This window comes from Escherichia sp. TC-EC600-tetX4, from assembly GCF_019356055.1.
Classification (GTDB): domain Bacteria; phylum Pseudomonadota; class Gammaproteobacteria; order Enterobacterales; family Enterobacteriaceae.
In genome coordinates, this window is sequence record NZ_CP079924.1 from 3,012,688 (window position 1) to 3,036,855 (window position 24,168).

Below are 24,168 nucleotides of genomic sequence, written 5' to 3' on the forward strand. Positions count from 1 at the left end.
AATTCGATTTTGCCTCCGCAGGAGTGTTTTCATGGAATTTACCACCGGATTGATGTCGCTCGACACCGCGCTTAATGAGATGCTTTCTCGCGTCACCCCACTGACCGCCCAGGAAACGCTGCCACTGGTACAGTGTTTTGGTCGTATTCTGGCGAGCGATGTCGTTTCGCCGCTTGATGTTCCGGGGTTTGATAACTCCGCAATGGACGGCTACGCGGTGCGTTTAGCCGATATTGCCTCCGGGCAACCGCTGCCCGTTGCCGGTAAATCCTTTGCCGGTCAGCCATACCATGGTGAATGGCCTGCGGGTACCTGCATTCGTATTATGACCGGTGCGCCGGTGCCGGAAGGCTGCGAAGCGGTGGTGATGCAGGAGCAGACTGAACAAATGGACAATGGCGTGCGTTTTACTGCTGAAGTGCGTAGCGGGCAAAATATTCGCCGTCGCGGTGAAGATATCTCTGCAGGTGCGGTTGTTTTCCCGGCGGGAACTCGCCTGACTACCGCAGAGCTGCCAGTAATTGCTTCACTGGGGATTGCCGAAGTTCCGGTGATTCGTAAAGTGCGTGTAGCGCTTTTTTCTACCGGTGATGAACTCCAGTTGCCCGGTCAGCCGCTGGGCGACGGCCAAATCTACGATACCAACCGTCTCGCCGTACACCTGATGTTAGAACAGTTGGGATGCGAGGTAATTAACTTAGGGATTATCCGCGACGATCCCCATGCCCTGCGCGCCGCATTTATTGAAGCCGACAGCCAGGCGGATGTGGTGATCAGTTCCGGCGGTGTTTCAGTGGGTGAGGCGGATTACACCAAAACGATTCTTGAAGAGCTGGGGGAGATCGCCTTCTGGAAGCTGGCGATTAAACCAGGTAAACCGTTCGCGTTCGGTAAACTCAGCAATAGCTGGTTCTGCGGCCTGCCGGGCAACCCGGTTTCAGCGACGCTGACCTTCTATCAACTGGTACAGCCTTTGCTGGCAAAACTAAGCGGTAACACCGCCAGCGGCCTGCCCGCGCGCCAGCGCGTACGCACAGCGTCCCGCCTGAAAAAAACGCCAGGACGTCTTGATTTCCAGCGCGGCGTGCTGCAACGCAACGCCGATGGCGAACTGGAAGTGACGACCACCGGACATCAGGGTTCACATATATTTAGCTCCTTTAGCCTCGGCAACTGCTTTATCGTGCTGGAACGCGATCGCGGCAATGTGGAAGTGGGCGAATGGGTGGAAGTAGAACCGTTTAACGCGTTGTTCGGAGGCCTGTAATGGCGGAACTCAGCGATCAGGAGATGCTGCGCTACAACCGGCAAATCATTCTGCGCGGCTTTGATTTTGACGGCCAGGAGGCGCTGAAAGATTCTCGCGTGCTGATAGTGGGCCTGGGCGGCCTCGGCTGTGCAGCCTCGCAGTATCTGGCAAGCGCCGGTGTCGGTAACCTGACGCTGCTCGACTTCGACACGGTTTCGCTCTCGAATCTGCAACGCCAGACACTGCACAGTGATGCCACGGTCGGGCAACCGAAGGTGGAATCCGCCCGTGACGCCCTGACGCGGATCAACCCACATATCGCGATTACGCCAGTCAATGCACTGCTGGATGACGCAGAACTTGCAGCATTGATTGCTGAACACGATCTGGTGCTCGACTGTACGGATAACGTTGCGGTACGTAATCAACTGAACGCAGGCTGTTTTGCCGCGAAGGTACCGCTGGTTTCCGGCGCGGCAATTCGTATGGAAGGTCAAATCACCGTCTTTACTTATCAGGACGGTGAACCGTGCTATCGCTGCCTTAGCCGTTTGTTTGGTGAAAATGCATTAACCTGCGTGGAAGCAGGCGTAATGGCACCGTTGATCGGCGTAATTGGTTCGTTGCAGGCAATGGAAGCGATCAAAATGCTGGCAGGTTATGGCAAACCGGCCAGCGGGAAAATCGTCATGTACGATGCGATGACCTGTCAGTTTCGCGAAATGAAACTGATGCGTAATCCGGGGTGTGAGGTGTGTGGGCAGTAATTGCCACCTCCAGGCCTGATAAGACGCGGCACTCCGCCACGTCATCAGCAATTTATGAGGATGCAGAACGTCCGGTTAAATCGACGTTCTGCCAAACGCTCCCTGCCAGTCCTGCTCAAACTTCGCCACAGCGGCATCAACCGCCGGATAGCTAATCATCTGTTGTGCCACATCCAGTGGCAGAGTAATTGATTCACATCCTGCCAGTAAGCAGTCCAGCGCCTGACGCGGGGTTTTGAAACTCGCTGCCAGCACTTTCGCCTGCGGCGCATGCATTTTCAATAACTGGTGTAAGTCGGTCACAGTCTGAATGCCGCTACCGCCCTGAGCATCAATACGATTAACGTAAGGCGCAACATATTCCGCACCTGCCAGCGCCGACAGCAGCCCTTGTGCTGCGCCATATACCGCGGTTCCCAGCGTCGGAATCCCTTCCGCTTTTAACATCTTAATAGCTGCCAGCCCCTCGGCGGTCACCGGAACTTTCACCACGATATCCGCAATAATAGAACGCAGCTTAAGCGCGTCATTAACCATCCCTTCGGCAGTGGTAGCCATTACCTGGGCAAACAGACGCCCCTGACCGCCCATCGCTTCATGAAGTTGCGGAAGCACAACATCCAGCGGTTTTTTACCCGCGGCGATAATGCTTGGGTTAGTGGTCACACCCGCCAGCGGAAAAATACGTGACAGCGCCTTCACCGCAACAACGTCTGAAGTATCCAGATACAGTTCCATAACCATCCTCAAAATGTACTTTTTGTCTGAATGTAGACTATCACGGGAAAACTCTCTGAACAGTTGACGCACATCAATCTAACTTTCATTCGAAAGTATTTTAATGCTTGAACGAAATAGAGAGGCAACTATGATTTTCAATATTCAGCGCTACTCGACCCATGATGGCCCCGGTATCCGCACGGTCGTATTTCTTAAAGGCTGTTCGCTGGGCTGCCGCTGGTGTCAGAACCCGGAAAGCCGCGCCCGCACGCAGGATCTGCTGTATGACGCACGACTGTGTCTGGAAGGCTGCGAGCTGTGCGCTAAGGCCGCGCCGGAAGTGATTGAGCGCGCGCTGAATGGTTTGCTTATTCATCGGGAAAAGTTAACCCCGGAGCATCTGACGGCGTTAACCGACTGCTGTCCGACACAGGCATTAACCGTGTGTGGTGAAGTGAAAAGCGTTGAGGAGATCATGACGACCGTTCTGCGCGATAAACCGTTTTACGATCGCAGCGGCGGCGGTTTAACGCTTTCGGGTGGTGAGCCCTTTATGCAGCCGGAAATGGCGATGGCGCTACTGCAAGCCAGCCACGAGGCAGGCATTCATACTGCGGTAGAAACCTGTCTGCATGTGCCGTGGAAATATATCGCCCCTTCTCTGCCCTATATCGATCTGTTTCTTGCCGATTTAAAACACGTTGCCGACGCGCCGTTTAAACAGTGGACCGACGGTAACGCCGCCAGAGTGCTGGATAACCTGAAAAAACTCGCCGCAGCGGGCAAAAAAATCATTATCCGCGTGCCGCTGATTCAGGGCTTTAATGCCGACGAAACCTCTGTAAAAGCCATTACCGATTTTGCCGCCGACGAGCTGCACGTTGGCGAAATTCATTTTCTGCCCTACCACACGCTGGGCATCAACAAATATCACTTACTTAATCTGCCCTATGACGCCCCGGAAAAACCGCTTGATGCGCCAGAACTGCTCGACTTTGCCCAGCAGTATGCCTGCCAGAAAGGGTTAACCGCGACCTTACGAGGATAACAACCATGACCACACTGAAACTGGACACGCTCAGCGACCGCATTAAAGCGCACAAAAATGCGCTGGTGCATATTGTGAAACCGCCAGTCTGTACCGAGCGCGCGCAGCACTATACCGAGATGTATCAACAACATCTCGATAAGCCGATCCCGGTACGTCGCGCGCTGGCACTGGCGCATCACCTGGCGAATCGCACCATCTGGATCAAACACGATGAGTTGATCATTGGCAACCAGGCAAGCGAAGTTCGCGCCGCGCCGATCTTCCCGGAATATACTGTCTCGTGGATCGAAAAAGAGATTGATGATCTGGCAGATCGTCCCGGTGCTGGCTTTGCGGTGAGCGAAGAGAACAAACGCGTTCTGCATGAAGTGTGCCCGTGGTGGCGCGGTCAGACCGTACAGGATCGCTGCTACGGCATGTTTACCGATGAGCAAAAAGGTCTGCTGGCGACCGGAATCATTAAAGCGGAAGGCAATATGACCTCCGGCGATGCGCACCTGGCGGTGAATTTCCCGCTGCTGCTGGAAAAAGGGCTTGATGGTCTGCGCGAGGAAGTAGCGGAACGTCGCTCGCGCATCAACCTGACGGTGCTGGAAGATTTACACGGTGAGCAATTCCTGAAAGCGATTGATATCGTGCTGGTGGCAGTCAGTGAACACATTGAACGTTTCGCTGCCCTGGCGCGTGAAATGGCCGCGACCGAAACCCGCGAAAGCCGTCGCGATGAACTGCTGGCGATGGCAGAAAACTGCGATCTTATCGCCCACCAGCCGCCGCAGACTTTCTGGCAGGCGCTGCAACTGTGTTACTTCATCCAGTTGATTTTGCAGATCGAATCTAACGGTCACTCAGTATCGTTTGGTCGTATGGACCAGTATCTCTACCCGTACTATCGCCGCGACGTTGAACTCAACCAGACGCTGGATCGCGAACACGCCATCGAGATGCTGCATAGCTGCTGGCTGAAACTGCTGGAAGTGAACAAGATCCGCTCCGGCTCACACTCAAAAGCCTCTGCGGGAAGTCCGCTGTATCAGAACGTCACTATTGGCGGGCAAAATCTGGTTGATGGTCAACCAATGGACGCGGTGAATCCACTCTCTTACGCGATCCTCGAATCCTGCGGTCGCCTGCGTTCCACTCAGCCTAACCTCAGCGTGCGTTACCATGCAGGAATGAGCAACGATTTCCTCGACGCCTGCGTACAGGTGATCCGTTGCGGCTTCGGGATGCCGGCGTTCAACAACGACGAAATCGTGATCCCGGAATTTATTAAACTCGGTATTGAACCGCAGGACGCTTATGACTACGCAGCGATTGGTTGTATAGAAACCGCCGTCGGTGGCAAATGGGGCTATCGCTGTACCGGCATGAGCTTTATCAACTTCGCCCGCGTGATGCTGGCGGCGCTGGAAGGCGGGCATGATGCCACCAGCGGCAAAGTGTTCCTGCCACAAGAAAAAGCGTTGTCGGCAGGTAACTTCAACAACTTCGATGAAGTGATGGACGCGTGGGATACGCAAATCCGTTACTACACCCGCAAATCAATCGAAATCGAATATGTCGTCGACACCATGCTGGAAGAGAACGTGCACGATATTCTCTGCTCGGCGCTGGTGGATGACTGTATTGAGCGAGCGAAAAGTATCAAGCAAGGCGGCGCGAAATATGACTGGGTTTCTGGCCTGCAGGTCGGCATTGCCAACCTCGGCAACAGCCTGGCGGCAGTGAAGAAACTGGTGTTTGAACAAGGTGCGATTGGTCAGCAACAGCTTGCTGCCGCACTGGCAGATGACTTCGACGGCCTGACTCACGAGCAGCTGCGTCAGCGGCTGATTAACGGTGCGCCGAAGTACGGCAACGACGATGATACTGTCGATACGCTGCTGGCTCGCGCTTATCAGACCTATATCGACGAACTGAAACAGTACCATAATCCGCGCTACGGTCGTGGTCCGGTTGGCGGCAACTATTACGCGGGTACGTCATCAATCTCCGCTAACGTACCGTTTGGCGCGCAGACTATGGCAACACCGGACGGGCGTAAAGCCCACACCCCGCTGGCAGAAGGCGCAAGCCCGGCCTCCGGTACTGACCATCTTGGCCCTACTGCGGTCATTGGCTCAGTGGGTAAACTGCCTACGGCAGCGATTCTCGGCGGCGTGTTGCTCAACCAGAAACTGAATCCGGCAACGCTGGAGAACGAATCTGACAAGCAGAAACTGATGATCCTGCTGCGTACCTTCTTTGAAGTGCATAAAGGCTGGCATATTCAGTACAACATCGTTTCCCGCGAAACGCTGCTGGATGCGAAAAAACATCCCGATCAGTATCGCGATCTGGTAGTGCGTGTCGCGGGCTATTCCGCGTTCTTCACCGCGCTCTCTCCAGACGCTCAGGACGATATCATCGCCCGTACTGAACATATGCTGTAATCTCCTCGGCCCGGCGGCGTCGTCGCCGGGCTAAATCATTCACATCATCAATTTCATCCTTACTTTCATTCGAAATATAATTTGTGCTCTGCGTCACATTGTTATTACACTGTTACGGTTTCATTTTCGAGCCAGGAGCACACCTATGAGCGTAAAAGTTATCGTCACAGACATGGACGGTACTTTTCTTAACGACGCCAAAACGTACAACCAACCACGTTTTATGGCGCAATATCAGGAACTGAAAAAGCGCGGCATTAAGTTCGTTGTTGCCAGCGGTAATCAGTATTACCAGCTTATTTCATTCTTTCCTGAGCTAAAGGATGAGATCTCTTTTGTCGCGGAAAACGGCGCACTGGTTTACGAACATGGCAAGCAGTTGTTCCACGGCGAACTGACCCGACATGAATCGCGGATTGTTATTGGCGAGTTGCTAAAAGATAAGCAACTCAATTTTGTCGCCTGCGGTCTGCAAAGTGCATATGTCAGCGAAAATGCCCCCGAAGCATTTGTCGCACTGATGGCAAAACACTACCATCGCCTGAAACCTGTAAAAGATTATCAGGAGATTGACGACGTACTGTTCAAGTTTTCGCTCAACCTGCCGGATGAACAAATCCCGTTAGTGATCGACAAACTGCACGTAGCGCTCGATGGCATTATGAAACCCGTTACCAGTGGTTTTGGCTTTATCGACCTGATTATTCCCGGTCTACATAAAGCAAACGGTATTTCGCGGTTACTGAAACGCTGGGATCTGTCACCGCAAAATGTGGTAGCGATTGGCGACAGCGGTAACGATGCGGAGATGCTGAAAATGGCGCGTTATTCCTTTGCGATGGGCAATGCTGCGGAAAACATTAAACAAATCGCCCGTTACGCTACCGATGATAATAATCATGAAGGCGCGCTGAATGTGATTCAGGCGGTGCTGGATAACACATCCCCTTTTAACAGCTGACCTCTCTACCGGAGCCGTGCGCTCCGGTTTTCCCTTCTTTTTACATCCTGTACATCACATCAAATCATTAAACTTGCATTAACTTATTTATAACTTATATTGTCATATGCAAATCAGAATGGTTTCGAATGAAAGTTAATGAGAGGTGGTTATGGCTTCTACTTTTACCAGCGACACATTGCCTGCCGATCACAAAGCAGCTATCCGTCAGATGAAGCACGCGCTGCGGGCGCAGCTTGGCGACGTCCAGCAGATCTTTAATCAGCTAAGCGATGACATTGCCACGCGAGTGGCTGAAATCAACGCACTCAAAGCACAGGGCGATGCCGTCTGGCCGGTGCTGTCTTATGCCGATATCAAAGCAGGTCATGTTACTGCAGAGCAGCGCGAACAGATTAAACGTCGCGGTTGTGCGGTGATAAAAGGCCATTTCCCCCGCGAACAAGCGCTAGGCTGGGATCAGTCGATGCTGGACTATCTGGACCGCAACCGCTTTGACGAGGTCTACAAAGGCCCCGGCGATAATTTCTTCGGGACGCTCAGCGCTTCACGTCCCGAGATTTACCCCATCTACTGGTCGCAGGCGCAAATGCAGGCCCGCCAGAGTGAAGAAATGGCGAATGCGCAGTCGTTTCTCAATCGTCTGTGGACATTTGAAAGTGATGGAAAGCAATGGTTTAACCCGGATGTGAGCGTCATCTACCCTGACCGTATCCGCCGCCGTCCGCCCGGAACGACCTCCAAAGGTCTTGGAGCGCATACCGACTCCGGGGCACTGGAACGCTGGCTGCTTCCAGCGTATCAGCGCGTTTTCGCCAACGTCTTTAATGGCAATCTGGCGCAATATGATCCCTGGCATGCGGCACATCGTACGGAAGTTGAAGAGTACACGGTGGACAACACCACCAAATGTTCCGTGTTTCGGACATTCCAGGGCTGGACAGCGCTCTCTGATATGCTGCCTGGTCAGGGGCTGCTGCACGTCGTGCCCATTCCTGAAGCTATGGCGTACGTACTGTTACGTCCGCTGCTTGATGATGTGCCGGAGGATGAACTGTGCGGCGTAGCGCCCGGAAGAGTATTGCCGGTATCAGAGCAATGGCATCCACTGTTGATTGAGGCGTTAACCAGCATTCCAAAACTCGAAGCCGGAGACTCCGTCTGGTGGCACTGCGACGTCATCCATTCCGTTGCCCCCGTTGAAAATCAACAAGGTTGGGGCAACGTGATGTACATTCCTGCGGCACCGATGTGCGAGAAAAATCTTGCCTACGCGCACAAGGTGAAGGCCGCACTGGAAAAAGGCGCATCGCCGGGCGACTTCCCGCGCGAGGACTATGAAACAAACTGGGAAGGACGCTTTACGCTTGCCGACCTCAACATTCACGGTAAGCGAGCGTTGGGCATGGATGTTTGAGAATTAATGGAAGTGAATTGATGTGGGATTAAGAAAATCGATTCGACGTTACTCAGATTGCTGACAAATGCGCTTTGTTAATGCCTGATGCGGCGTTAACGCCTTATCCGGCCTACAAAGTCCTGCAGATTCAATATATTGCAGGTACTGCGTAGGCCTGATAAGCGTAGCGCATCAGGCTATTTTGCATTTGTCATCAGCCGCCGTCACCCCGACAGTATCGGGGTGACGGATAATCACTTACTCGATCCCTTTACTACGCAGGTAATCTTCGTAATTACCGCTAAAGTCGATCACGCGTTCCGGGGTGATTTCCAGAATGCGGGTCGCCAGGGAGCTTACGAACTCACGGTCGTGTGAAACAAAGATCAGCGTGCCCTGATACAGTTCCAGTGCCATGTTCAGCGACTCAATGGATTCCATATCCAGGTGGTTGGTCGGTTCGTCCATGATCAGAATGTTCGGCTTCTGCATCATTAACTTACCAAACAGCATCCGCCCTTTTTCCCCACCGGAAAGCACTTTAGCTGGCTTTTTGATGTCGTCCTGGCTGAACAGCAAACGACCGAGAATACTGCGTACCGCCTGCTCGTCATCGCCTTCCTGCTTCCACTGGCTCATCCATTCGAACACGGTCAGATCATTTTCAAACTCATATTCGTGGTCCTGAGCATAGTAACCAATGCGCGCGTTCTCAGACCATTTTACGGTGCCGCTGTCCGGTTGCAGATCGCCCACCAGCGTTTTCAGCAGCGTTGATTTACCGACGCCGTTGGTACCCAGTACCGCCAGTTTTTCACCCACTTCCAGCAGCAGGTTGAGATTTTTAAACAGCGGACCGTTATCAAACCCTTTGGTCAGACCTTCCACTTCCAGCGCGTTACGGAACAGTTTCTTATCCTGTTCAAAACGGATGAACGGGTTCTGACGGCTGGAGGCTTTCACCTCTTCCAGTTTGATTTTATCAATCTGGCGCGCGCGCGAAGTTGCCTGGCGAGATTTCGAGGCGTTGGCGCTAAAGCGGCTAACGAAAGATTGCAACTCAGCAATCTGCGCTTTCTTCTTGGCGTTATCGGCCAGCAGACGTTCACGCGCCTGGGTCGCCGCCGTCATGTACTCATCGTAGTTACCCGGATAAACGCGCAGCTCGCCGTAATCCAGATCCGCCATGTGGGTACAGACCATGTTAAGGAAGTGACGGTCGTGCGAGATGATGATCATGGTGCTGTCACGCTCGTTCAGCACCTGTTCCAGCCAGCGAATGGTGTCGATGTCGAGGTTGTTGGTCGGTTCGTCGAGCAGGAGAATATCCGGATCAGCAAACAGCGCCTGCGCCAGAAGCACACGCAGCTTCCAGCCAGGAGCAACTTCACTCATCGGGCCGTAGTGCTGTTCCACTGGAATTCCCACGCCAAGCAACAGTTCACCGGCGCGAGCTTCCGCAGAGTAACCGTCCATTTCGCCGTATTTAACTTCCAGATCGGCCACTTTATAGCCGTCTTCTTCACTCATTTCCGGCAAAGCATAGATGCGGTCGCGCTCCTGCTTCACTTCCCACAACTCTTTATGCCCCATGATCACCGTATCCAGCACAGTGAACTCTTCAAAGGCAAACTGATCCTGACGCAGTTTACCAATGCGCTCGTTGGGATCGAGGGAAACGTTACCCAGCGTCGGCTCAAGGTCGCCGCCGAGGATCTTCATAAAGGTGGATTTACCACTACCGTTCGCGCCAATCAGGCCGTAACGGTTGCCGCCGCCAAATTTGACGGAAATGTTTTCAAACAACGGCTTACTGCCGAACTGCATGGTGACGTTACTGGAAACTAACACAGGCGTATCCTGAAAAGAGATATGACAAACCGCGCATTATGCCATAAGTCTGAAAGAAGATCCTGCTCCTCGCTTAAGGTCTACACTCAAGCCAAAGGCAAAAAATGTGATTTCGTACACATCTGATTTCACTGTGAGCTGGAATGAACTTATAATGCGCTTCCAATACTCTAATATTCTCAACCCAATGGCCTGCCAGGCACAAAATCTCGCTTAACATGAATATGAAATTGAAAACATTATTCGCAGCGGCCTTCGCTGTTGTCGGCTTTTGCAGTACCGCCTCTGCGGTAACTTATCCTCTGCCAACCGACGGGAGTCGCCTGGTTGGTCAGAATCAGGTGATCACCATTCCTGAAGGTAACACTCAGCCGCTGGAGTATTTTGCCGCCGAGTACCAGATGGGGCTTTCCAATATGATGGAAGCGAACCCGGGTGTGGATACCTTCCTGCCGAAAGGCGGTACTGTACTGAACATTCCGCAGCAGCTGATCCTGCCGGATACCGTTCATGAAGGCATCGTCATTAACAGTGCTGAGATGCGTCTTTATTACTATCCGAAAGGGACCAACACCGTTATCGTGCTGCCGATCGGCATTGGTCAGTTAGGCAAAGATACGCCTATCAACTGGACCACCAAAGTTGAGCGTAAAAAAGCAGGCCCGACCTGGACGCCGACCGCCAAAATGCACGCAGAGTACCGCGCTGCGGGCGAACCGCTTCCGGCTGTCGTTCCGGCAGGTCCGGATAACCCGATGGGGCTGTATGCACTCTATATCGGTCGCCTGTATGCTATCCATGGCACCAACGCCAACTTCGGTATCGGCCTGCGTGTAAGTCATGGTTGTGTGCGTCTGCGTAACGAAGACATCAAATTCCTGTTCGAGAAAGTACCGGTCGGTACCCGCGTACAGTTTATTGATGAGCCGGTAAAAGCGACCACCGAGCCAGACGGCAGCCGTTATATTGAAGTCCATAACCCGCTGTCTACCACCGAAGCCCAGTTTGAAGGTCAGGAAATTGTGCCAATTACCCTGACGAAGAGCGTGCAGACAGTGACCGGTCAGCCAGATGTTGACCAGGTTGTTCTTGATGAAGCGATTAAAAACCGCTCCGGGATGCCGGTTCGTCTGAATTAATCTTCAAAACTTAAAGCAAAAGGCGGACTCATAATCCGCCTTTTTTATTTGCCAGACCCTAGTTGGCCGGGAGTATAACTAACAAAACATATCCCACCAACGCCGCCCACAACAGCATCGGTATTGAATAGAGATGGAAACGCCACCAGATGCGGCGATCGTTCGCCATACGTAGCGCAATCAAATTTGCCAGCGATCCGGGTAATAACCCAAAGCCACCTACGTTTACCGCCCATACCAGTAATAAAGACGGCGGCACATAGTTCAGCAACAATATGGTACTCGGCACGTTACTGATCACCTGCGATAAACCGATTGCCGTTAACCATAACCCGGGTTCAGATAGATGACTCACGTTACCCAACACGCCTTGCAACGCTGGAAGCTGGGTCAGTAAATGGACGTCGATAAACATCGCCATAAACACCAGCAGCAGCGTCCAGTCCACACTGAGCACCACGCGACGTGCCAGCAGCGCAAAGCCTGCCGCCACAATCACCAGTCCCCACAGCTCTTGTTTGAACTCCAGCGCCGTCAGAAAGACGATATACAGCCCCAGACAACTCCACACCAGCCGCGGTTTCCACTCCGGTGTTTGCACCCCCGTATGGTATTGCATCGCCTTTCCAGGGAAACAACACCAGCACAGGAGCAGGAGCGTCAGCATCATTGCGCCAGCCAGCGGTGCCATTTGGGCAATAAATCCGGCAAACGAAAGACCAGAACGTCCCCAGATAAGAATATTTTGCGGGTTGCCAATTGGCGTCAGTAGCGAACCAGCGTTGACTGCCAGCGCCTCAAAAATAATCAGCCGATTAACCGGGATCTCACACAGTCTTTTTAGCGTGATAGTCAGCGGAACAACAATAAACAGCGCGACATCGTTGGTCAGAAAGGTAGAAAGCAGCGCCGCCGCCAGCACCATAAACATCGCCAGCCGACGCTCCGTAGCAAAGCGGCGCACCATTTTGCGCCCCAGCACATCAAAATAACCGCTTAACTCCACACCTTTGGTCAGCAGCATCAGGCCGCTTAAGGTGATGATGGTGTGCCAGTCGATAGCAGCAGGCCAGGATTTCGGTGCAAAGGGCACGAAAAAGCTTAATCCGATACCAACAAGAATTAATAACTGAAAAAAACGATCGCCTTGCAGCGTGCGTAAAAAAGGCAGGCTCATTTGGCACCGTGTTTCTGGGTAAACAAACGAAAAGCGTCGAGCGTCTCTTCACTAACATGGTGCTCCATGCCTTCCGCGTCGCGACGGGCGATTTCCGGACTGACGCCCAACACCAACAAGAAATTTTCGACTATCTGATGTCGCTCGCGGCTTTCCTGCGCCAGCTTCTCTCCTTCTGCCGTTAAAAACACGCCACGCCAGGGGATCATTTCAATCAGCCCCATGGTTGCCAGCCGCTTAAGCATTTTAGCCACCGTCGGTTGCGAAACTCCCAGACGAGCAGCCATGTCCACCTGACGAGCTTCCCCCACTTCCCTGATCAAGTCAGAAATCAGCTCAACGTAATCATCAATAAGCTCGCGCCGATGCGCCTCTCTGACCTGGCGGAACCCTTCAACGTGCTCTTCCACGTTCACTAACTGCGTCACTTTTTTTGCTGTTGGCGTACCTGCGCGACGACTCATTGTGCTTCCTCATTATGGTGACGCATACATAGCGTTCTCATTTCGTGCGCACATTGTAAACCAGAGTTGCGAAGGTACAAAAAATTAACGTTTTAGCAATAGCTATATAATATAGCCTGTGCTATATCTGTATGTAATGCAATCATCCCTCAAGGATCGACGGGATTAGCAAGTCAGGAGGTCTTATGAATGAGTTCAAGAGGTGTATGCGCGTGTTTAGTCATTCTCCCTTTAAAGTACGGTTAATGCTGCTCTCTATGTTGTGCGATATGGTCAACAACAAACCGCAGCAAGATAAACCTTCCGATAAATAGCGGCGTCGCGGTACGCCGCTTCACTCCTGCTTTCATGCAGGCATAACGCGTTTTGGTCTGAAAAACCCCACTTTTTGTCGGATTTGCAATCCCCTTCGCAAAAGATTTGTTCGTCAGTAGTTGACCTGAACGGCGGCTCGCTCTATCTTCTTGCAGCCCTGCGTATATTGCGGCTCGCGGATGCGGACCCCTTTCCACTCTTCACGCACTCTTGCAGGTATTGACCCTTGACGCCAGGGTAAGCACATGGCGTTTGTTACGATAGTGGCATATGAATTTAACCCTCAAAGAATCGCTTGTTACCCGTAGCCGGGTATTTAGCCCGTGGACTGCGTTCTACTTTTTACAGTCGCTATTAATTAACCTCGGCTTAGGTTACCCCTTCAGTTTGCTCTACACCGCTGCGTTTACGGCTATTTTGCTTTTGCTATGGCGAACATTGCCTCGCGTACAAAAAGTTCTGGTCGGTGTCAGTTCGCTGGTGGCGGCTTGTTATTTCCCTTTTGCTCAGGCCTACGGCGCGCCTAATTTCAATACATTGCTGGCATTGCACTCCACCAATATGGAAGAGTCGACCGAAATCCTGACGATTTTTCCGTGGTACAGCTACCTGGTCGGCTTATTTATTTTTGCGCTCGGCGTAATAGCAATCAGGCGAAAAAAAGAGAATGAAAAAGCGCGCTGGAATACCTTCGACAGCCTGTGTCTGGTATTCAGTGTGGCGACATTTTTTGTTGCTCCCGTGCAAAACCTGGCCTGGGGTGGCGTATTTAAACTGAAAGATACTGGCTATCCGGTATTTCGTTTTGCTAAGGATGTCATCGTCAATAATAACGAGGTGATTGAAGAGCAAGAACGGATGGCAAAACTTTCCGGAATGAAAGATACCTGGACGGTCACTGCCGTTAAGCCGAAGTATCAGACCTATGTGGTGGTGATCGGTGAAAGCGCGCGTCGCGATGCCCTCGGTGCCTTTGGCGGTCACTGGGACAATACCCCGTTTGCCAGCAGCGTTAACGGTTTGATATTTGCTGACTACATTGCCGCCAGTGGCTCCACGCAGAAATCGCTTGGCTTAACGCTCAATCGCGTTGTCGATGGCAAACCACAGTTTCAGGATAACTTTGTCACCCTGGCAAATCGCGCGGGCTTCCAGACCTGGTGGTTTTCCAACCAGGGTCAAATCGGCGAATACGATACCGCTATCGCCAGCATCGCCAAACGAGCAGATGAAGTGTACTTCCTGAAAGAAGGTAATTTTGAAGCAGATAAAAACACCAAAGACGAAGCGTTACTGGATATGACCGCTCAAGTGCTGGCGCAAGAGCACTCGCAACCGCAGCTGATTGTTCTACATCTGATGGGCTCACATCCGCAGGCCTGCGACAGGACACAAGGAAAATACGAAACCTTTGTGCAATCGAAAGAAACGTCGTGCTATCTCTATACCATGACGCAAACGGACGATTTACTGCGCAAGCTGTACGATCAGTTACGCAACAGCGGCAGCAGCTTCTCGCTGGTTTACTTTTCTGACCACGGTCTGGCCTTTAAAGAGCGCGGTAAAGACGTGCAATACCTTGCCCATGATGATAAATATCAGCAAAATTTCCAGGTGCCTTTTATGGTCATTTCCAGCGACGATAAAGCGCATCGTGTGATTAAAGCCCGCCGCTCAGCCAATGACTTCTTAGGCTTTTTCTCCCAGTGGACGGGGATTAAAGCGAAGGAAATTAACATCAAATACCCGTTTATATCTGAGAAGAAAGCCGGGCCGATATACATCACCAACTTCCAGTTACAGAAGGTGGATTACAACCATCTCGGAACCGATATTTTCGACCCGAAACCTTAAAAACAAAAATCCGCCCCGAGAGGCGGATTTTTTATATCACCAAAGTGATTAGAAGCGGTAACCAACACCGGCAATCCAGGTGCCTACGTCAACGCTACGAATACGGCTCTGCTCGTAAGAGAAGTCCAGAGCAACGTTTTCCATCGGGTTGAACTGCAGACCCGCACCGTAGGAGAAACCGTAGTCGCTGGTGTCGTGTTTGTAGGTCGGGTATTCAGTGGTCTGGAATTTACCATAACCCACACCCACTACACCGTAGATGCTTGCCCAGTCGTTAATGCGGTAAGCCGGACCAGCAGTGATGCCGTAGTACTGGTTTTTGTTGTAGTCACCAGAGCTTGCAGTACGGCTTTTCTCGGTGTAAGTGAAAGAACCGATCACACCCAGCGGGCTGTTGTCTTCTTCATAGCGGTATTTCAGGTTGAAACCGCCCATTTTGTTCATTTGGCCCTGAGCGTCGCTCTGTGCGTAACCGCCAGTTACAGTAGAAGTCGCAGCTACGGAAGTACCTGCGGTGAAAGCCAGAACTGCGGCCAGTGCTGAAAGACATGCAATTTTTTTCATAACCACCTCAAATGTGATTCAAATAAGTCCTAAGTTTTAAATATATCAAAAATTAATGGGAAACTCTTCGCGATTTGTGATGTCTAACGGGCCATTTCATGTAACAGAACGTTTCCATACACCGCTATCCATCTAAATTTAAATCACTTTTTCAGAGAACTGCGTAAGTATTACGCATGTTTTCCCTGTCATTCATCCAGATTATTCCTAATCACCAGACTAATGATTCCATCAATCCTGGCGCATTTTAGTCAAAACGGGGGAAAATTTTTTCAACAAATGCTCAACCAGCATTGGGTATATCCAGTACACTCCACGCTTTACTTAAGTCTAGATATTTGTGGGAGAAAGGATGCCTGGTTCATTACGTAAAATGCCGGTCTGGTTACCAATAGTCATATTGCTCGTTGCCATGGCGTCTATTCAGGGTGGAGCCTCGTTAGCTAAGTCACTTTTTCCTCTGGTGGGCGCACCGGGTGTCACTGCGCTGCGTCTGGCATTAGGAACGCTGATCCTCATCGCGTTCTTTAAGCCATGGCGACTGCGCTTTGCCAAAGAGCAACGGTTACCGCTGTTGTTTTACGGCGTTTCGCTGGGTGGGATGAATTATCTTTTTTATCTTTCTATTCAGACAGTACCGCTGGGTATTGCGGTGGCGCTGGAGTTCACCGGACCACTGGCGGTGGCGCTGTTCTCTTCTCGTCGCCCGGTAGATTTCGTCTGGGTTGTGCTGGCGGTTCTTGGTCTGTGGTTCCTGCTACCGCTGGGGCAAGACGTTTCCCATGTCGATTTAACCGGCTGTGCGCTGGCACTGGGGGCCGGGGCTTGTTGGGCTATTTACATTTTAAGTGGGCAACGCGCAGGAGCGGAACATGGCCCTGCGACGGTGGCAATTGGTTCGTTGATTGCAGCGTTAATTTTCGTGCCAATTGGAGCGCTTCAGGCTGGTGAAGCACTCTGGCACTGGTCGGTTATTCCATTGGGTCTGGCTGTCGCTATTCTCTCGACCGCTCTGCCTTATTCGCTGGAAATGATTGCCCTCACCCGTTTGCCAACACGGACATTTGGTACGCTGATGAGCATGGAACCGGCGCTGGCTGCCGTTTCCGGGATGATTTTCCTCGGAGAAACACTGACACCCATACAGCTACTGGCGCTCGGCGCTATCATCGCCGCTTCAATGGGGTCTACGCTGACAGTACGCAAAGAGAGCAAAATAAAAGAATTAGACATTAATTAAATTTACATTTCTGCATGGTTATGCATAACCATGCAGAATTTCTCGCTACTTTTCCTCTACACCGTCTTTATATATCGAATTATGCAAAAGCATATTTATTCCGAAAATTCCTGGCGAGCAGATAAATAAGAATTGTTCTTATCAATATATCTAACTCATTGAATCTTTATTAGTTTTGTTTTTCACGCTTGTTACCACTATTAGTGTGATAGGAACAGCCAGAATAGCGGAACACATAGCCGGTGCTATACTTAATCTCGTTAATTACTGGGACATAACATCAAGAGGATATGAAATTATGAGTACCGCTAAATTAGTTAAATCAAAAGCGACCAATCTGCTTTATACCCGCAACGATGTCTCCGACAGCGAGAAAAAAGCAACAGTAGAGTTGCTGAATCGCCAGGTTATCCAGTTTATTGATCTTTCTTTGATTACCAAACAAGCGCACTGGAACATGCGCGGCGCTAACTTCATTGCCGTACATGAAATGCTGGATGGCTTCCGCACCGCACTGATCGATCATCTGGATACCATGGCAGAACGTGCAGTGCAGCTGGGCGGTGTAGCTCTGGGGACCACTCAAGTTATCAACAGCAAAACCCCGCTGAAAAGTTACCCGCTGGACATCCACAACGTTCAGGATCACCTGAAAGAACTGGCTGACCGTTACGCAATCGTCGCTAATGACGTACGCAAAGCGATTGGCGAAGCGAAAGATGACGACACCGCAGATATCCTGACCGCCGCGTCTCGCGACCTGGATAAATTCCTGTGGTTTATCGAGTCTAACATCGAATAAATCCATCGCTGATGGTGCAGAACTTTAGTACCCGATAAAAGCGGCTTCCTGACAGGAGGCCGTTTTGTTTTGCAGCCCACCTCAACGCACTTATTTAGTGCATCCATCTGCTATCTCCAGCTGATTAAGTAAATTTTTTGTATCCACATCATCACACAATCGTTACATAAAGATTGTTTTTTCATCAGGTTTTACGCTAAATAATCACTGTGTTGAGTGCACAATTTTAGCGCACCAGATTGGTGCCCCAGAATGGTGCATCTTCAGGGTATTGCCCTATAAATCGTGCATCACGTTTTTGCCGCATCTCGAAAAATCAAGGAGTTGCAAAACTGGCACGATTTTTTCATATATGTGAATGTCACGCAGGGGATCGTCCCGTGGATAGAAAAAAGGAAATGCTATGAAGTCTGTATTAAAAGTTTCACTGGCTGCACTGACCCTGGCTTTTGCGGTTTCTTCTCATGCCGCGGATAAAAAATTAGTTGTCGCGACGGATACCGCCTTCGTTCCGTTTGAATTTAAACAGGGCGATAAATATGTGGGCTTTGACGTTGATCTGTGGGCTGCCATCGCTAAAGAGCTGAAGCTGGATTACGAACTGAAGCCGATGGATTTCAGTGGGATCATTCCGGCACTGCAAACCAAAAACGTCGATCTGGCGCTGGCGGGCATTACCATCACCGACGAGCGTAAAAAAGCGATCGATTTCTCTGACGGCTACTACAAAAGCGGCCTGTTAGTGATGGTGAAAGCTAACAATAACGATGTGAAAAGCGTGAAAGATCTCGACGGGAAAGTGGTTGCTGTGAAGAGCGGTACTGGCTCCGTTGATTACGCGAAAGCAAACATCAAAACTAAAGATCTGCGTCAGTTCCCGAACATCGATAACGCCTATATGGAACTGGGCACCAACCGCGCAGACGCCGTTCTGCACGATACGCCAAACATTCTGTACTTCATCAAAACCGCCGGTAACGGTCAGTTCAAAGCGGTAGGTGACTCTCTGGAAGCGCAGCAATACGGTATTGCGTTCCCGAAAGGTAGCGACGAGCTGCGTGACAAAGTCAACGGCGCGTTGAAAACCCTGCGCGAGAACGGAACTTACAACGAAATCTACAAAAAATGGTTCGGTACTGAACCGAAATAATAACGCTACACCTGTAAAACGCACTGGCAGTTCCCTCTCCCCTATGGGGAGAGGATTAGGGTGAGGGGCGCAAACCCGCTCCGGGGCCATTAATTACCCTGAATTTGATTATTTACACCACGGTAACAGGAACAACATATGCAGTTTGACTGGAGTGCCATCTGGCCTGCCATTCCGCTTCTGATTGAAGGTGCCAAAATGACCCTGTGGATTTCGGTCCTCGGTCTGGCAGGCGGTCTGGTAATCGGATTGCTGGCAGGTTTTGCACGCACCTTCGGAGGTTGGATAGCCAACCACGTCGCGCTGGTCTTTATTGAAGTGATCCGCGGCACACCTATCGTCGTCCAGGTGATGTTTATTTATTTCGCCCTGCCGATGGCGTTTAACGACTTACGCATCGACCCATTTACTGCGGCGGTGGTCACCATCATGATCAACTCCGGCGCGTATATTGCGGAAATCACGCGTGGTGCGGTGCTGTCTATCCACAAAGGTTTTCGTGAAGCAGGACTGGCGCTCGGTCTTTCACGTTGGGAAACCATTCGCTACGTCATTTTACCGCTGGCACTGCGTCGTATGCTGCCGCCGCTGGGTAACCAGTGGATCATCAGCATTAAAGACACCTCGCTGTTTATTGTGATCGGCGTGGCGGAACTGACCCGTCAGGGGCAAGAAATTATTGCCGGTAACTTCCGCGCCCTTGAGATCTGGAGCGCCGTGGCGGTGTTCTATCTGATTATTACCCTGGTGCTGAGCTTTATTCTGCGTCGTCTGGAAAGAAGGATGAAAATCCTGTGATTGAATTTAAAAACGTCTCCAAGCACTTTGGCCCAACCCAGGTGCTGCACAATATCGATTTGAACATTGCCCAGGGCGAAGTCGTGGTGATTATCGGGCCGTCCGGTTCCGGTAAATCGACCCTGCTGCGCTGCATCAACAAACTGGAAGAAATCACCTCCGGCGATCTGATTGTCGATGGCCTGAAGGTTAACGATCCGAAAGTTGACGAGCGCCTGATTCGCCAGGAAGCAGGTATGGTGTTCCAGCAGTTTTACCTCTTCCCGCATCTGACAGCGCTGGAAAACGTCATGTTTGGCCCGCTACGCGTGCGTGGCGCGAACAAAGAAGAGGCGGAAAAACTGGCACGTGAGCTGCTGGCGAAAGTCGGTCTGGCAGAACGTGCACATCACTACCCTTCCGAACTTTCTGGTGGTCAACAGCAGCGTGTGGCGATTGCCCGCGCGCTGGCGGTGAAGCCGAAAATGATGCTGTTTGATGAACCGACTTCCGCTCTTGACCCGGAACTGCGCCATGAAGTGCTGAAGGTTATGCAGGATCTGGCTGAAGAAGGGATGACGATGGTGATCGTGACCCACGAAATCGGTTTTGCCGAGAAAGTAGCTTCGCGGCTGATCTTTATCGACAAAGGCCGGATTGCGGAAGATGGCAATCCGCAGGTGTTGATCAAGAACCCGCCGAGCCAGCGCTTGCAGGAATTTTTGCAGCACGTCTCTTAATAAGACACATTGCCTGATGCGCTACGCTTATCAGGCCTACAGGATATCTGGCAACTTATTAAAATTGCATGAACTTGTAGGACGGATAAGGCGTTCACGCCGCATCCGGCAAAAAAGCCCGCACGTTGTCAGCAACCTGCTTAATATCCCTTCCTCCCTTTCACCCGAAAGGGAGGCACACCAGATTCCTCTCATTTAAAATCGCCCCTCCTCCAGCATCTATACTTATCTTTTTGCTCTATTTTCTCACTGGAGGAGTCATGCGGTGGATCCTGTTCATCCTCTTCTGCCTGCTGGGCGCACCTGCCCACGCGGTATCCATACCCGGCGTTACAACCACAACGACAACGGACTCAACGACTGAACCGGCCCCGGAACCGGATATCGAACAAAAAAAAGCGGCCTATGGCGCACTGGCGGATGTGCTGGATAATGACACCTCGCGTAAAGAGTTGATCGACCAGTTGCGCACCGTTGCCGCTACGCCCCCTGCTGAACCGGTACCAAAAATAGTGCCGCCGACGCTGGTCGAAGAGCAAACCGTGCTGCAAAAGGTCACCGAAGTCAGCCGCCATTATGGTGAAGCCCTTTCCGCCCGCTTCGGGCAACTTTATCGCAATATCACCGGCTCCCCGCATAAGCCGTTTAATCCACAAACCTTCAGCAATGCGCTGACCCATTTTTCAATGTTAGCGGTATTAGTGTTTGGTTTTTACTGGCTGATTCGCCTGTGCGCACTGCCGCTGTATCGCAAAATGGGTCAGTGGGCGCGGCAAAAAAATCGTGAGCGCAGCAACTGGTTGCAGCTTCCGGCGATGATTATCGGGGCGTTTATTATCGACCTGCTGTTACTGGCCCTGACATTATTTGTCGGCCAGGTATTAAGCGACAACCTGAATGCAGGCAGTCGCACCATCGCTTTCCAACAAAGTTTGTTTCTCAACGCCTTTGCCCTCATTGAATTTTTCAAAGCCGTACTACGCCTGATTTTTTGCCCAAACGTGGCGGAGCTGCGCCCGTTCACGATTCAGGACGAGAGCGCCCGTTACTGGAGTCGTCGCCTGAGCTGGTTAAGCAGTTTGATAGGTTATGGCCTGATTGTGGCCGTGCCGATTATCTCTAATCAGGTGAATGTACAGATAGGTGCGCTGGCGAACGTCATCATTATGCTGTGCATGACCGTCTGGGCGTTGTACCTGATCTTTCGTAATAAAAAAGAGATTACCCAGCATTTGCTCAACTTCGCGGAGCATTCGCTGGCCTTTTTCAGCCTGTTTATCCGCGCCTTTGCGCTGGTGTGGCACTGGCTGGCAAGCGCCTATTTTATCGTGCTGTTTTTCTTTTCGTTGTTCGATCCGGGCAACAGCCTGAAATTTATGATGGGTGCAACGGTGCGCAGCCTGGCGATTATTGGTATCGCAGCGTTTGTTTCCGGTATGTTTTCCCGCTGGCTGGCGAAAACCATCACTCTCTCGCCACATACTCAGCGTAACTATCCGGAGCTGCAAAAACGGTTGAATGGCTGGCTGTCGGCGGCGCTGAAAACGGCGCGTATTCTGACAGTCTGCGTGGCGGTAATGTTGCTGTTGAGCGCATGGGGATTGTTCGATTTCTGGAACTGGCTGCAAAACGGCGCGGGGCAGAAAACCGTAGATATCCTGATCCGTATCGCACTCATTCTTTTCTTCTCGGCGGTTGGCTGGACGGTGCTCGCCAGTTTGATCGAAAACCGGCTGGCTTCGGATATTCATGGCCGCCCGCTACCCAGCGCCCGCACGCGTACCCTGCTTACGCTGTTTCGTAACGCGCTGGCGGTGATTATCAGTACCATCACCATCATGATTGTGTTGTCGGAAATCGGCGTCAATATCGCGCCATTGCTGGCAGGTGCCGGGGCATTAGGTCTGGCTATCTCGTTTGGTTCGCAAACGCTGGTGAAAGATATTATCACCGGGGTATTTATTCAGTTTGAAAACGGCATGAACACTGGAGATTTGGTGACTATCGGGCCGTTGACCGGCACAGTGGAACGGATGTCGATTCGCTCCGTGGGCGTACGACAGGATACCGGGGCGTATCACATCATTCCGTGGTCTTCGATAACCACCTTTGCTAACTTTGTCCGCGGCATTGGTTCGGTGGTGGCAAATTATGATGTTGATCGCCATGAAGATGCTGATAAAGCCAATCAGGCACTGAAAGATGCGGTAGCGGAATTAATGGAAAACGAAGAAATTCGCGGGCTGATTATTGGTGAACCGAATTTTGCCGGGATTGTCGGCTTAAGCAATACCGCGTTTACACTGCGTGTTTCGTTCACCACGCTGCCACTCAAACAGTGGACGGTACGCTTTGCCCTCGACAGCCAGGTGAAAAAACATTTCGACCTGGCGGGCGTTCGCGCGCCAGTGCAGACTTATCAGGTGCTGCCTGCTCCGGGCGCGACCCCGGCTGAACCGTTACCGCCGGGGGAACCAACGCTTTAACGCTGGCGATTGACAAAACGGCGGCGCTGCTCGTCGTTCATAAAGGTCCAGGCAATAAAGCGACTCTGCTTTTGCCCCTGGGCCATCTCTTTTTTAACCACCTTCACCGCGCCCACGTCCGTCAGGGCACGATACAACGGCGGTAAGTTTTCACCACGAGATACCAGTGATGTAAACCACATCACCTGCTTCGCGAAGCCTTTGCTCTCTTCAATCATCTTTTTGATAAAGGTGACTTCACCGCCTTCACACCACAACTCCTGTTGCTGGCCGCCAAAGTTCAGTGCATCGTCTTTGTTCAGCCCCAGGTTACGGCGTTTACGCTCACTACCTGCCCGTGCCGCAGCGGCGGAATCGTGGAATGGCGGGTTACACAAGGTCGCGTCGTATTGCTCGTTTTTATGGATGATGCCGTTAAAAATCGCCCCACTCTCTTTTTGCCGACGCAGACGAATGGCGCGGTTAAGCCCCGGATTAGAACTGATAATCGCCTGCGCACTGCTTAACGCCTGGCTGCTGGTTTCACTACCGGTAAAACGCCAGCCATATTCATGTACGCCAATCAGCGGATAAATACAGTTCGCACCAACGCCGATATCCAGAATGCTGGCATTCGCTGGAATTGTTCCGCTTGCTTCTGCCAGTAAATCGGCAAGGTGATGAATATAATCCGCCCGGCCCGGTACTGGTGGGCAGAGAAAACCGTCGGGGATATCCCAGTTCGCTACGGCGTAAAAATGGGCCAGCAACGCCTTATTGAGCGCCTTCACCGCCAGCGGATTGGCAAAGTCTACGCTTTGCTCCCCGGCGGGTGTAAGCGTGAGGAATTGCCTGAGTTCAGGATTGACCTGACAAAGCGTGGCGAGATCGTAGCGGCTGTGATGACGGTTGCGCGGATGCAACCCCGGTTTCTGGGCGGACATAGCATTCTCCTTTAAGCAGCGGCGTAAGATACCCGCATAACGCGACAGGGTAAATATCTGGCTGCGTTTATCATTCCCCAAAACCTTAACATGGCTATGGTTTA

The 24,168-nt window shown here is 51.7% G+C and carries 22 protein-coding genes; 15 read left to right on the forward strand and 7 right to left on the reverse strand.

What is annotated here, in order from left to right; all coding sequences use genetic code 11:
* The first annotated feature begins 31 nt into the window (after positions 1-31).
* A complete protein-coding gene (moeA, locus tag KXD89_RS14655; RefSeq protein WP_000397340.1) occupies positions 32-1,267 on the forward strand; it encodes a molybdopterin molybdotransferase MoeA in 1,236 nt (411 codons plus the stop codon).
* Positions 1,267-2,016 (forward strand): molybdopterin-synthase adenylyltransferase MoeB, encoded by a 750-nt coding sequence (moeB, locus tag KXD89_RS14660; RefSeq protein ID WP_000829217.1) that lies wholly within the window; start codon positions 1,267-1,269, stop codon positions 2,014-2,016. The genes moeA and moeB overlap by 1 nt, the downstream gene beginning before the upstream one ends.
* Before the next feature lie 75 nt (positions 2,017-2,091).
* Here the strand turns inward: moeB and fsa are convergent, their stop codons facing one another.
* Positions 2,092-2,754 (reverse strand): fructose-6-phosphate aldolase, encoded by a 663-nt coding sequence (gene fsa / locus KXD89_RS14665; RefSeq protein WP_001336208.1) that lies wholly within the window; start codon positions 2,752-2,754, stop codon positions 2,092-2,094.
* A 130-nt stretch (positions 2,755-2,884) separates the two neighbouring features.
* Between fsa and KXD89_RS14670 the strand changes: the two genes are divergently transcribed.
* The 4 genes from KXD89_RS14670 to KXD89_RS14685 all read left to right on the forward strand — a co-directional run bounded on the left by KXD89_RS14670 (position 2,885) and on the right by KXD89_RS14685 (position 8,600).
* Complete coding sequence (locus tag KXD89_RS14670) at positions 2,885-3,784, forward strand: glycyl-radical enzyme activating protein (RefSeq protein WP_001295295.1); 900 nt, start codon at positions 2,885-2,887, stop codon at positions 3,782-3,784.
* A 5-nt stretch (positions 3,785-3,789) separates the two neighbouring features.
* Positions 3,790-6,222: a glycyl radical protein gene (locus KXD89_RS14675; protein WP_000209309.1), complete on the forward strand. Its 2,433-nt coding sequence runs from the start codon at positions 3,790-3,792 to the stop codon at positions 6,220-6,222.
* Between the two features lie 145 nt (positions 6,223-6,367).
* The gene (gene ybiV / locus KXD89_RS14680) at positions 6,368-7,183 is read left to right on the forward strand and encodes a sugar-phosphatase YbiV (protein ID WP_000114272.1); all 816 of its coding nucleotides are present in this window, start codon (positions 6,368-6,370) and stop codon (positions 7,181-7,183) included.
* A 151-nt stretch (positions 7,184-7,334) separates the two neighbouring features.
* Positions 7,335-8,600, forward strand: a complete 1,266-nt coding sequence (locus KXD89_RS14685) for a DUF1479 domain-containing protein (RefSeq protein ID WP_000168797.1) — start codon at positions 7,335-7,337, stop codon at positions 8,598-8,600.
* A 240-nt stretch (positions 8,601-8,840) separates the two neighbouring features.
* Here the strand turns inward: KXD89_RS14685 and KXD89_RS14690 are convergent, their stop codons facing one another.
* Positions 8,841-10,433 (reverse strand): ABC-F family ATPase, encoded by a 1,593-nt coding sequence (locus tag KXD89_RS14690; protein WP_000961458.1) that lies wholly within the window; start codon positions 10,431-10,433, stop codon positions 8,841-8,843.
* Between the two features lie 218 nt (positions 10,434-10,651).
* On the opposite strand from KXD89_RS14690, the gene ldtB reads away from it, so the two are divergent.
* Positions 10,652-11,572: a L,D-transpeptidase gene (gene ldtB, locus KXD89_RS14695; protein WP_001056384.1), complete on the forward strand. Its 921-nt coding sequence runs from the start codon at positions 10,652-10,654 to the stop codon at positions 11,570-11,572.
* 58 nt (positions 11,573-11,630) lie between these two features.
* Here the strand turns inward: ldtB and KXD89_RS14700 are convergent, their stop codons facing one another.
* Together KXD89_RS14700 and mntR are read right to left on the reverse strand one after the other, a co-directional pair.
* The gene (locus tag KXD89_RS14700; protein WP_000056457.1) at positions 11,631-12,749 is read right to left on the reverse strand and encodes an anion transporter; all 1,119 of its coding nucleotides are present in this window, start codon (positions 12,747-12,749) and stop codon (positions 11,631-11,633) included.
* On the reverse strand, positions 12,746-13,213 hold the full coding sequence (mntR, locus tag KXD89_RS14705; protein WP_000091016.1) for a manganese-binding transcriptional regulator MntR: 468 nt from the start codon (positions 13,211-13,213) through the stop codon (positions 12,746-12,748). The genes KXD89_RS14700 and mntR overlap by 4 nt, the downstream gene beginning before the upstream one ends.
* Before the next feature lie 185 nt (positions 13,214-13,398).
* On the opposite strand from mntR, the gene mntS reads away from it, so the two are divergent.
* Positions 13,399-13,527, forward strand: coding sequence for a manganase accumulation protein MntS (mntS, locus tag KXD89_RS14710; RefSeq protein ID WP_001001761.1), 129 nt, complete (start codon positions 13,399-13,401; stop codon positions 13,525-13,527).
* Between the two features lie 271 nt (positions 13,528-13,798).
* Complete coding sequence (gene opgE / locus KXD89_RS14715; RefSeq protein ID WP_001054678.1) at positions 13,799-15,382, forward strand: phosphoethanolamine transferase; 1,584 nt, start codon at positions 13,799-13,801, stop codon at positions 15,380-15,382.
* Positions 15,383-15,430: 48 nt separating this feature from the next.
* Here opgE and ompX read toward each other — a convergent pair whose 3' ends face one another.
* Together ompX and KXD89_RS14725 are read right to left on the reverse strand one after the other, a co-directional pair.
* A complete protein-coding gene (ompX, locus tag KXD89_RS14720) occupies positions 15,431-15,946 on the reverse strand; it encodes an outer membrane protein OmpX (protein ID WP_001295296.1) in 516 nt (171 codons plus the stop codon).
* 52 nt (positions 15,947-15,998) lie between these two features.
* Positions 15,999-16,064, reverse strand: a complete 66-nt coding sequence (locus KXD89_RS14725; protein ID WP_120795379.1) for a protein YliM — start codon at positions 16,062-16,064, stop codon at positions 15,999-16,001.
* A 234-nt stretch (positions 16,065-16,298) separates the two neighbouring features.
* On the opposite strand from KXD89_RS14725, the gene rhtA reads away from it, so the two are divergent.
* The 6 genes from rhtA (at position 16,299) to ybiO (ending at position 23,141) form a co-directional block, all read left to right on the forward strand.
* Positions 16,299-17,186 (forward strand): threonine/homoserine exporter RhtA, encoded by an 888-nt coding sequence (gene rhtA / locus KXD89_RS14730; RefSeq protein ID WP_001295297.1) that lies wholly within the window; start codon positions 16,299-16,301, stop codon positions 17,184-17,186.
* A gap of 298 nt (positions 17,187-17,484) precedes the next feature.
* Complete coding sequence (gene dps / locus KXD89_RS14735; protein WP_000100800.1) at positions 17,485-17,988, forward strand: DNA starvation/stationary phase protection protein Dps; 504 nt, start codon at positions 17,485-17,487, stop codon at positions 17,986-17,988.
* Between the two features lie 403 nt (positions 17,989-18,391).
* Complete coding sequence (gene glnH / locus KXD89_RS14740; protein ID WP_000843866.1) at positions 18,392-19,138, forward strand: glutamine ABC transporter substrate-binding protein GlnH; 747 nt, start codon at positions 18,392-18,394, stop codon at positions 19,136-19,138.
* A 138-nt stretch (positions 19,139-19,276) separates the two neighbouring features.
* On the forward strand, positions 19,277-19,936 hold the full coding sequence (glnP, locus tag KXD89_RS14745) for a glutamine ABC transporter permease GlnP (RefSeq protein WP_001159065.1): 660 nt from the start codon (positions 19,277-19,279) through the stop codon (positions 19,934-19,936).
* Entirely contained in the window at positions 19,933-20,655 is a 723-nt protein-coding gene (gene glnQ / locus KXD89_RS14750; RefSeq protein ID WP_000569083.1) for a glutamine ABC transporter ATP-binding protein GlnQ, read from the forward strand. The genes glnP and glnQ overlap by 4 nt, the downstream gene beginning before the upstream one ends.
* A 260-nt stretch (positions 20,656-20,915) precedes the next feature.
* Positions 20,916-23,141: a mechanosensitive channel protein gene (gene ybiO, locus KXD89_RS14755; RefSeq protein ID WP_001267253.1), complete on the forward strand. Its 2,226-nt coding sequence runs from the start codon at positions 20,916-20,918 to the stop codon at positions 23,139-23,141.
* Here ybiO and rlmF read toward each other — a convergent pair.
* Positions 23,138-24,064, reverse strand: a complete 927-nt coding sequence (gene rlmF, locus KXD89_RS14760) for a 23S rRNA (adenine(1618)-N(6))-methyltransferase RlmF (RefSeq protein ID WP_001295299.1) — start codon at positions 24,062-24,064, stop codon at positions 23,138-23,140. The genes ybiO and rlmF overlap by 4 nt on opposite strands.
* Between the last annotated feature and the right edge of the window lie 104 nt (positions 24,065-24,168).

Coding starts and splice junctions, on each gene's coding strand:
- moeA (WP_000397340.1), top strand. CDS start 32: ATGGAATTTACCACCGGATTGATGTCGCTCGACACCGCGCTTAATGAG.
- moeB (WP_000829217.1), top strand. CDS start 1,267: ATGGCGGAACTCAGCGATCAGGAGATGCTGCGCTACAACCGGCAAATC.
- fsa (WP_001336208.1), bottom strand. CDS start 2,754: ATGGAACTGTATCTGGATACTTCAGACGTTGTTGCGGTGAAGGCGCTG.
- KXD89_RS14670 (WP_001295295.1), top strand. CDS start 2,885: ATGATTTTCAATATTCAGCGCTACTCGACCCATGATGGCCCCGGTATC.
- KXD89_RS14675 (WP_000209309.1), top strand. CDS start 3,790: ATGACCACACTGAAACTGGACACGCTCAGCGACCGCATTAAAGCGCAC.
- ybiV (WP_000114272.1), top strand. CDS start 6,368: ATGAGCGTAAAAGTTATCGTCACAGACATGGACGGTACTTTTCTTAAC.
- KXD89_RS14685 (WP_000168797.1), top strand. CDS start 7,335: ATGGCTTCTACTTTTACCAGCGACACATTGCCTGCCGATCACAAAGCA.
- ldtB (WP_001056384.1), top strand. CDS start 10,652: ATGAATATGAAATTGAAAACATTATTCGCAGCGGCCTTCGCTGTTGTC.
- KXD89_RS14700 (WP_000056457.1), bottom strand. CDS start 12,749: ATGAGCCTGCCTTTTTTACGCACGCTGCAAGGCGATCGTTTTTTTCAG.
- mntR (WP_000091016.1), bottom strand. CDS start 13,213: ATGAGTCGTCGCGCAGGTACGCCAACAGCAAAAAAAGTGACGCAGTTA.
- mntS (WP_001001761.1), top strand. CDS start 13,399: ATGAATGAGTTCAAGAGGTGTATGCGCGTGTTTAGTCATTCTCCCTTT.
- opgE (WP_001054678.1), top strand. CDS start 13,799: ATGAATTTAACCCTCAAAGAATCGCTTGTTACCCGTAGCCGGGTATTT.
- ompX (WP_001295296.1), bottom strand. CDS start 15,946: ATGAAAAAAATTGCATGTCTTTCAGCACTGGCCGCAGTTCTGGCTTTC.
- rhtA (WP_001295297.1), top strand. CDS start 16,299: ATGCCTGGTTCATTACGTAAAATGCCGGTCTGGTTACCAATAGTCATA.
- dps (WP_000100800.1), top strand. CDS start 17,485: ATGAGTACCGCTAAATTAGTTAAATCAAAAGCGACCAATCTGCTTTAT.
- glnH (WP_000843866.1), top strand. CDS start 18,392: ATGAAGTCTGTATTAAAAGTTTCACTGGCTGCACTGACCCTGGCTTTT.
- glnP (WP_001159065.1), top strand. CDS start 19,277: ATGCAGTTTGACTGGAGTGCCATCTGGCCTGCCATTCCGCTTCTGATT.
- ybiO (WP_001267253.1), top strand. CDS start 20,916: ATGCGGTGGATCCTGTTCATCCTCTTCTGCCTGCTGGGCGCACCTGCC.
- rlmF (WP_001295299.1), bottom strand. CDS start 24,064: ATGTCCGCCCAGAAACCGGGGTTGCATCCGCGCAACCGTCATCACAGC.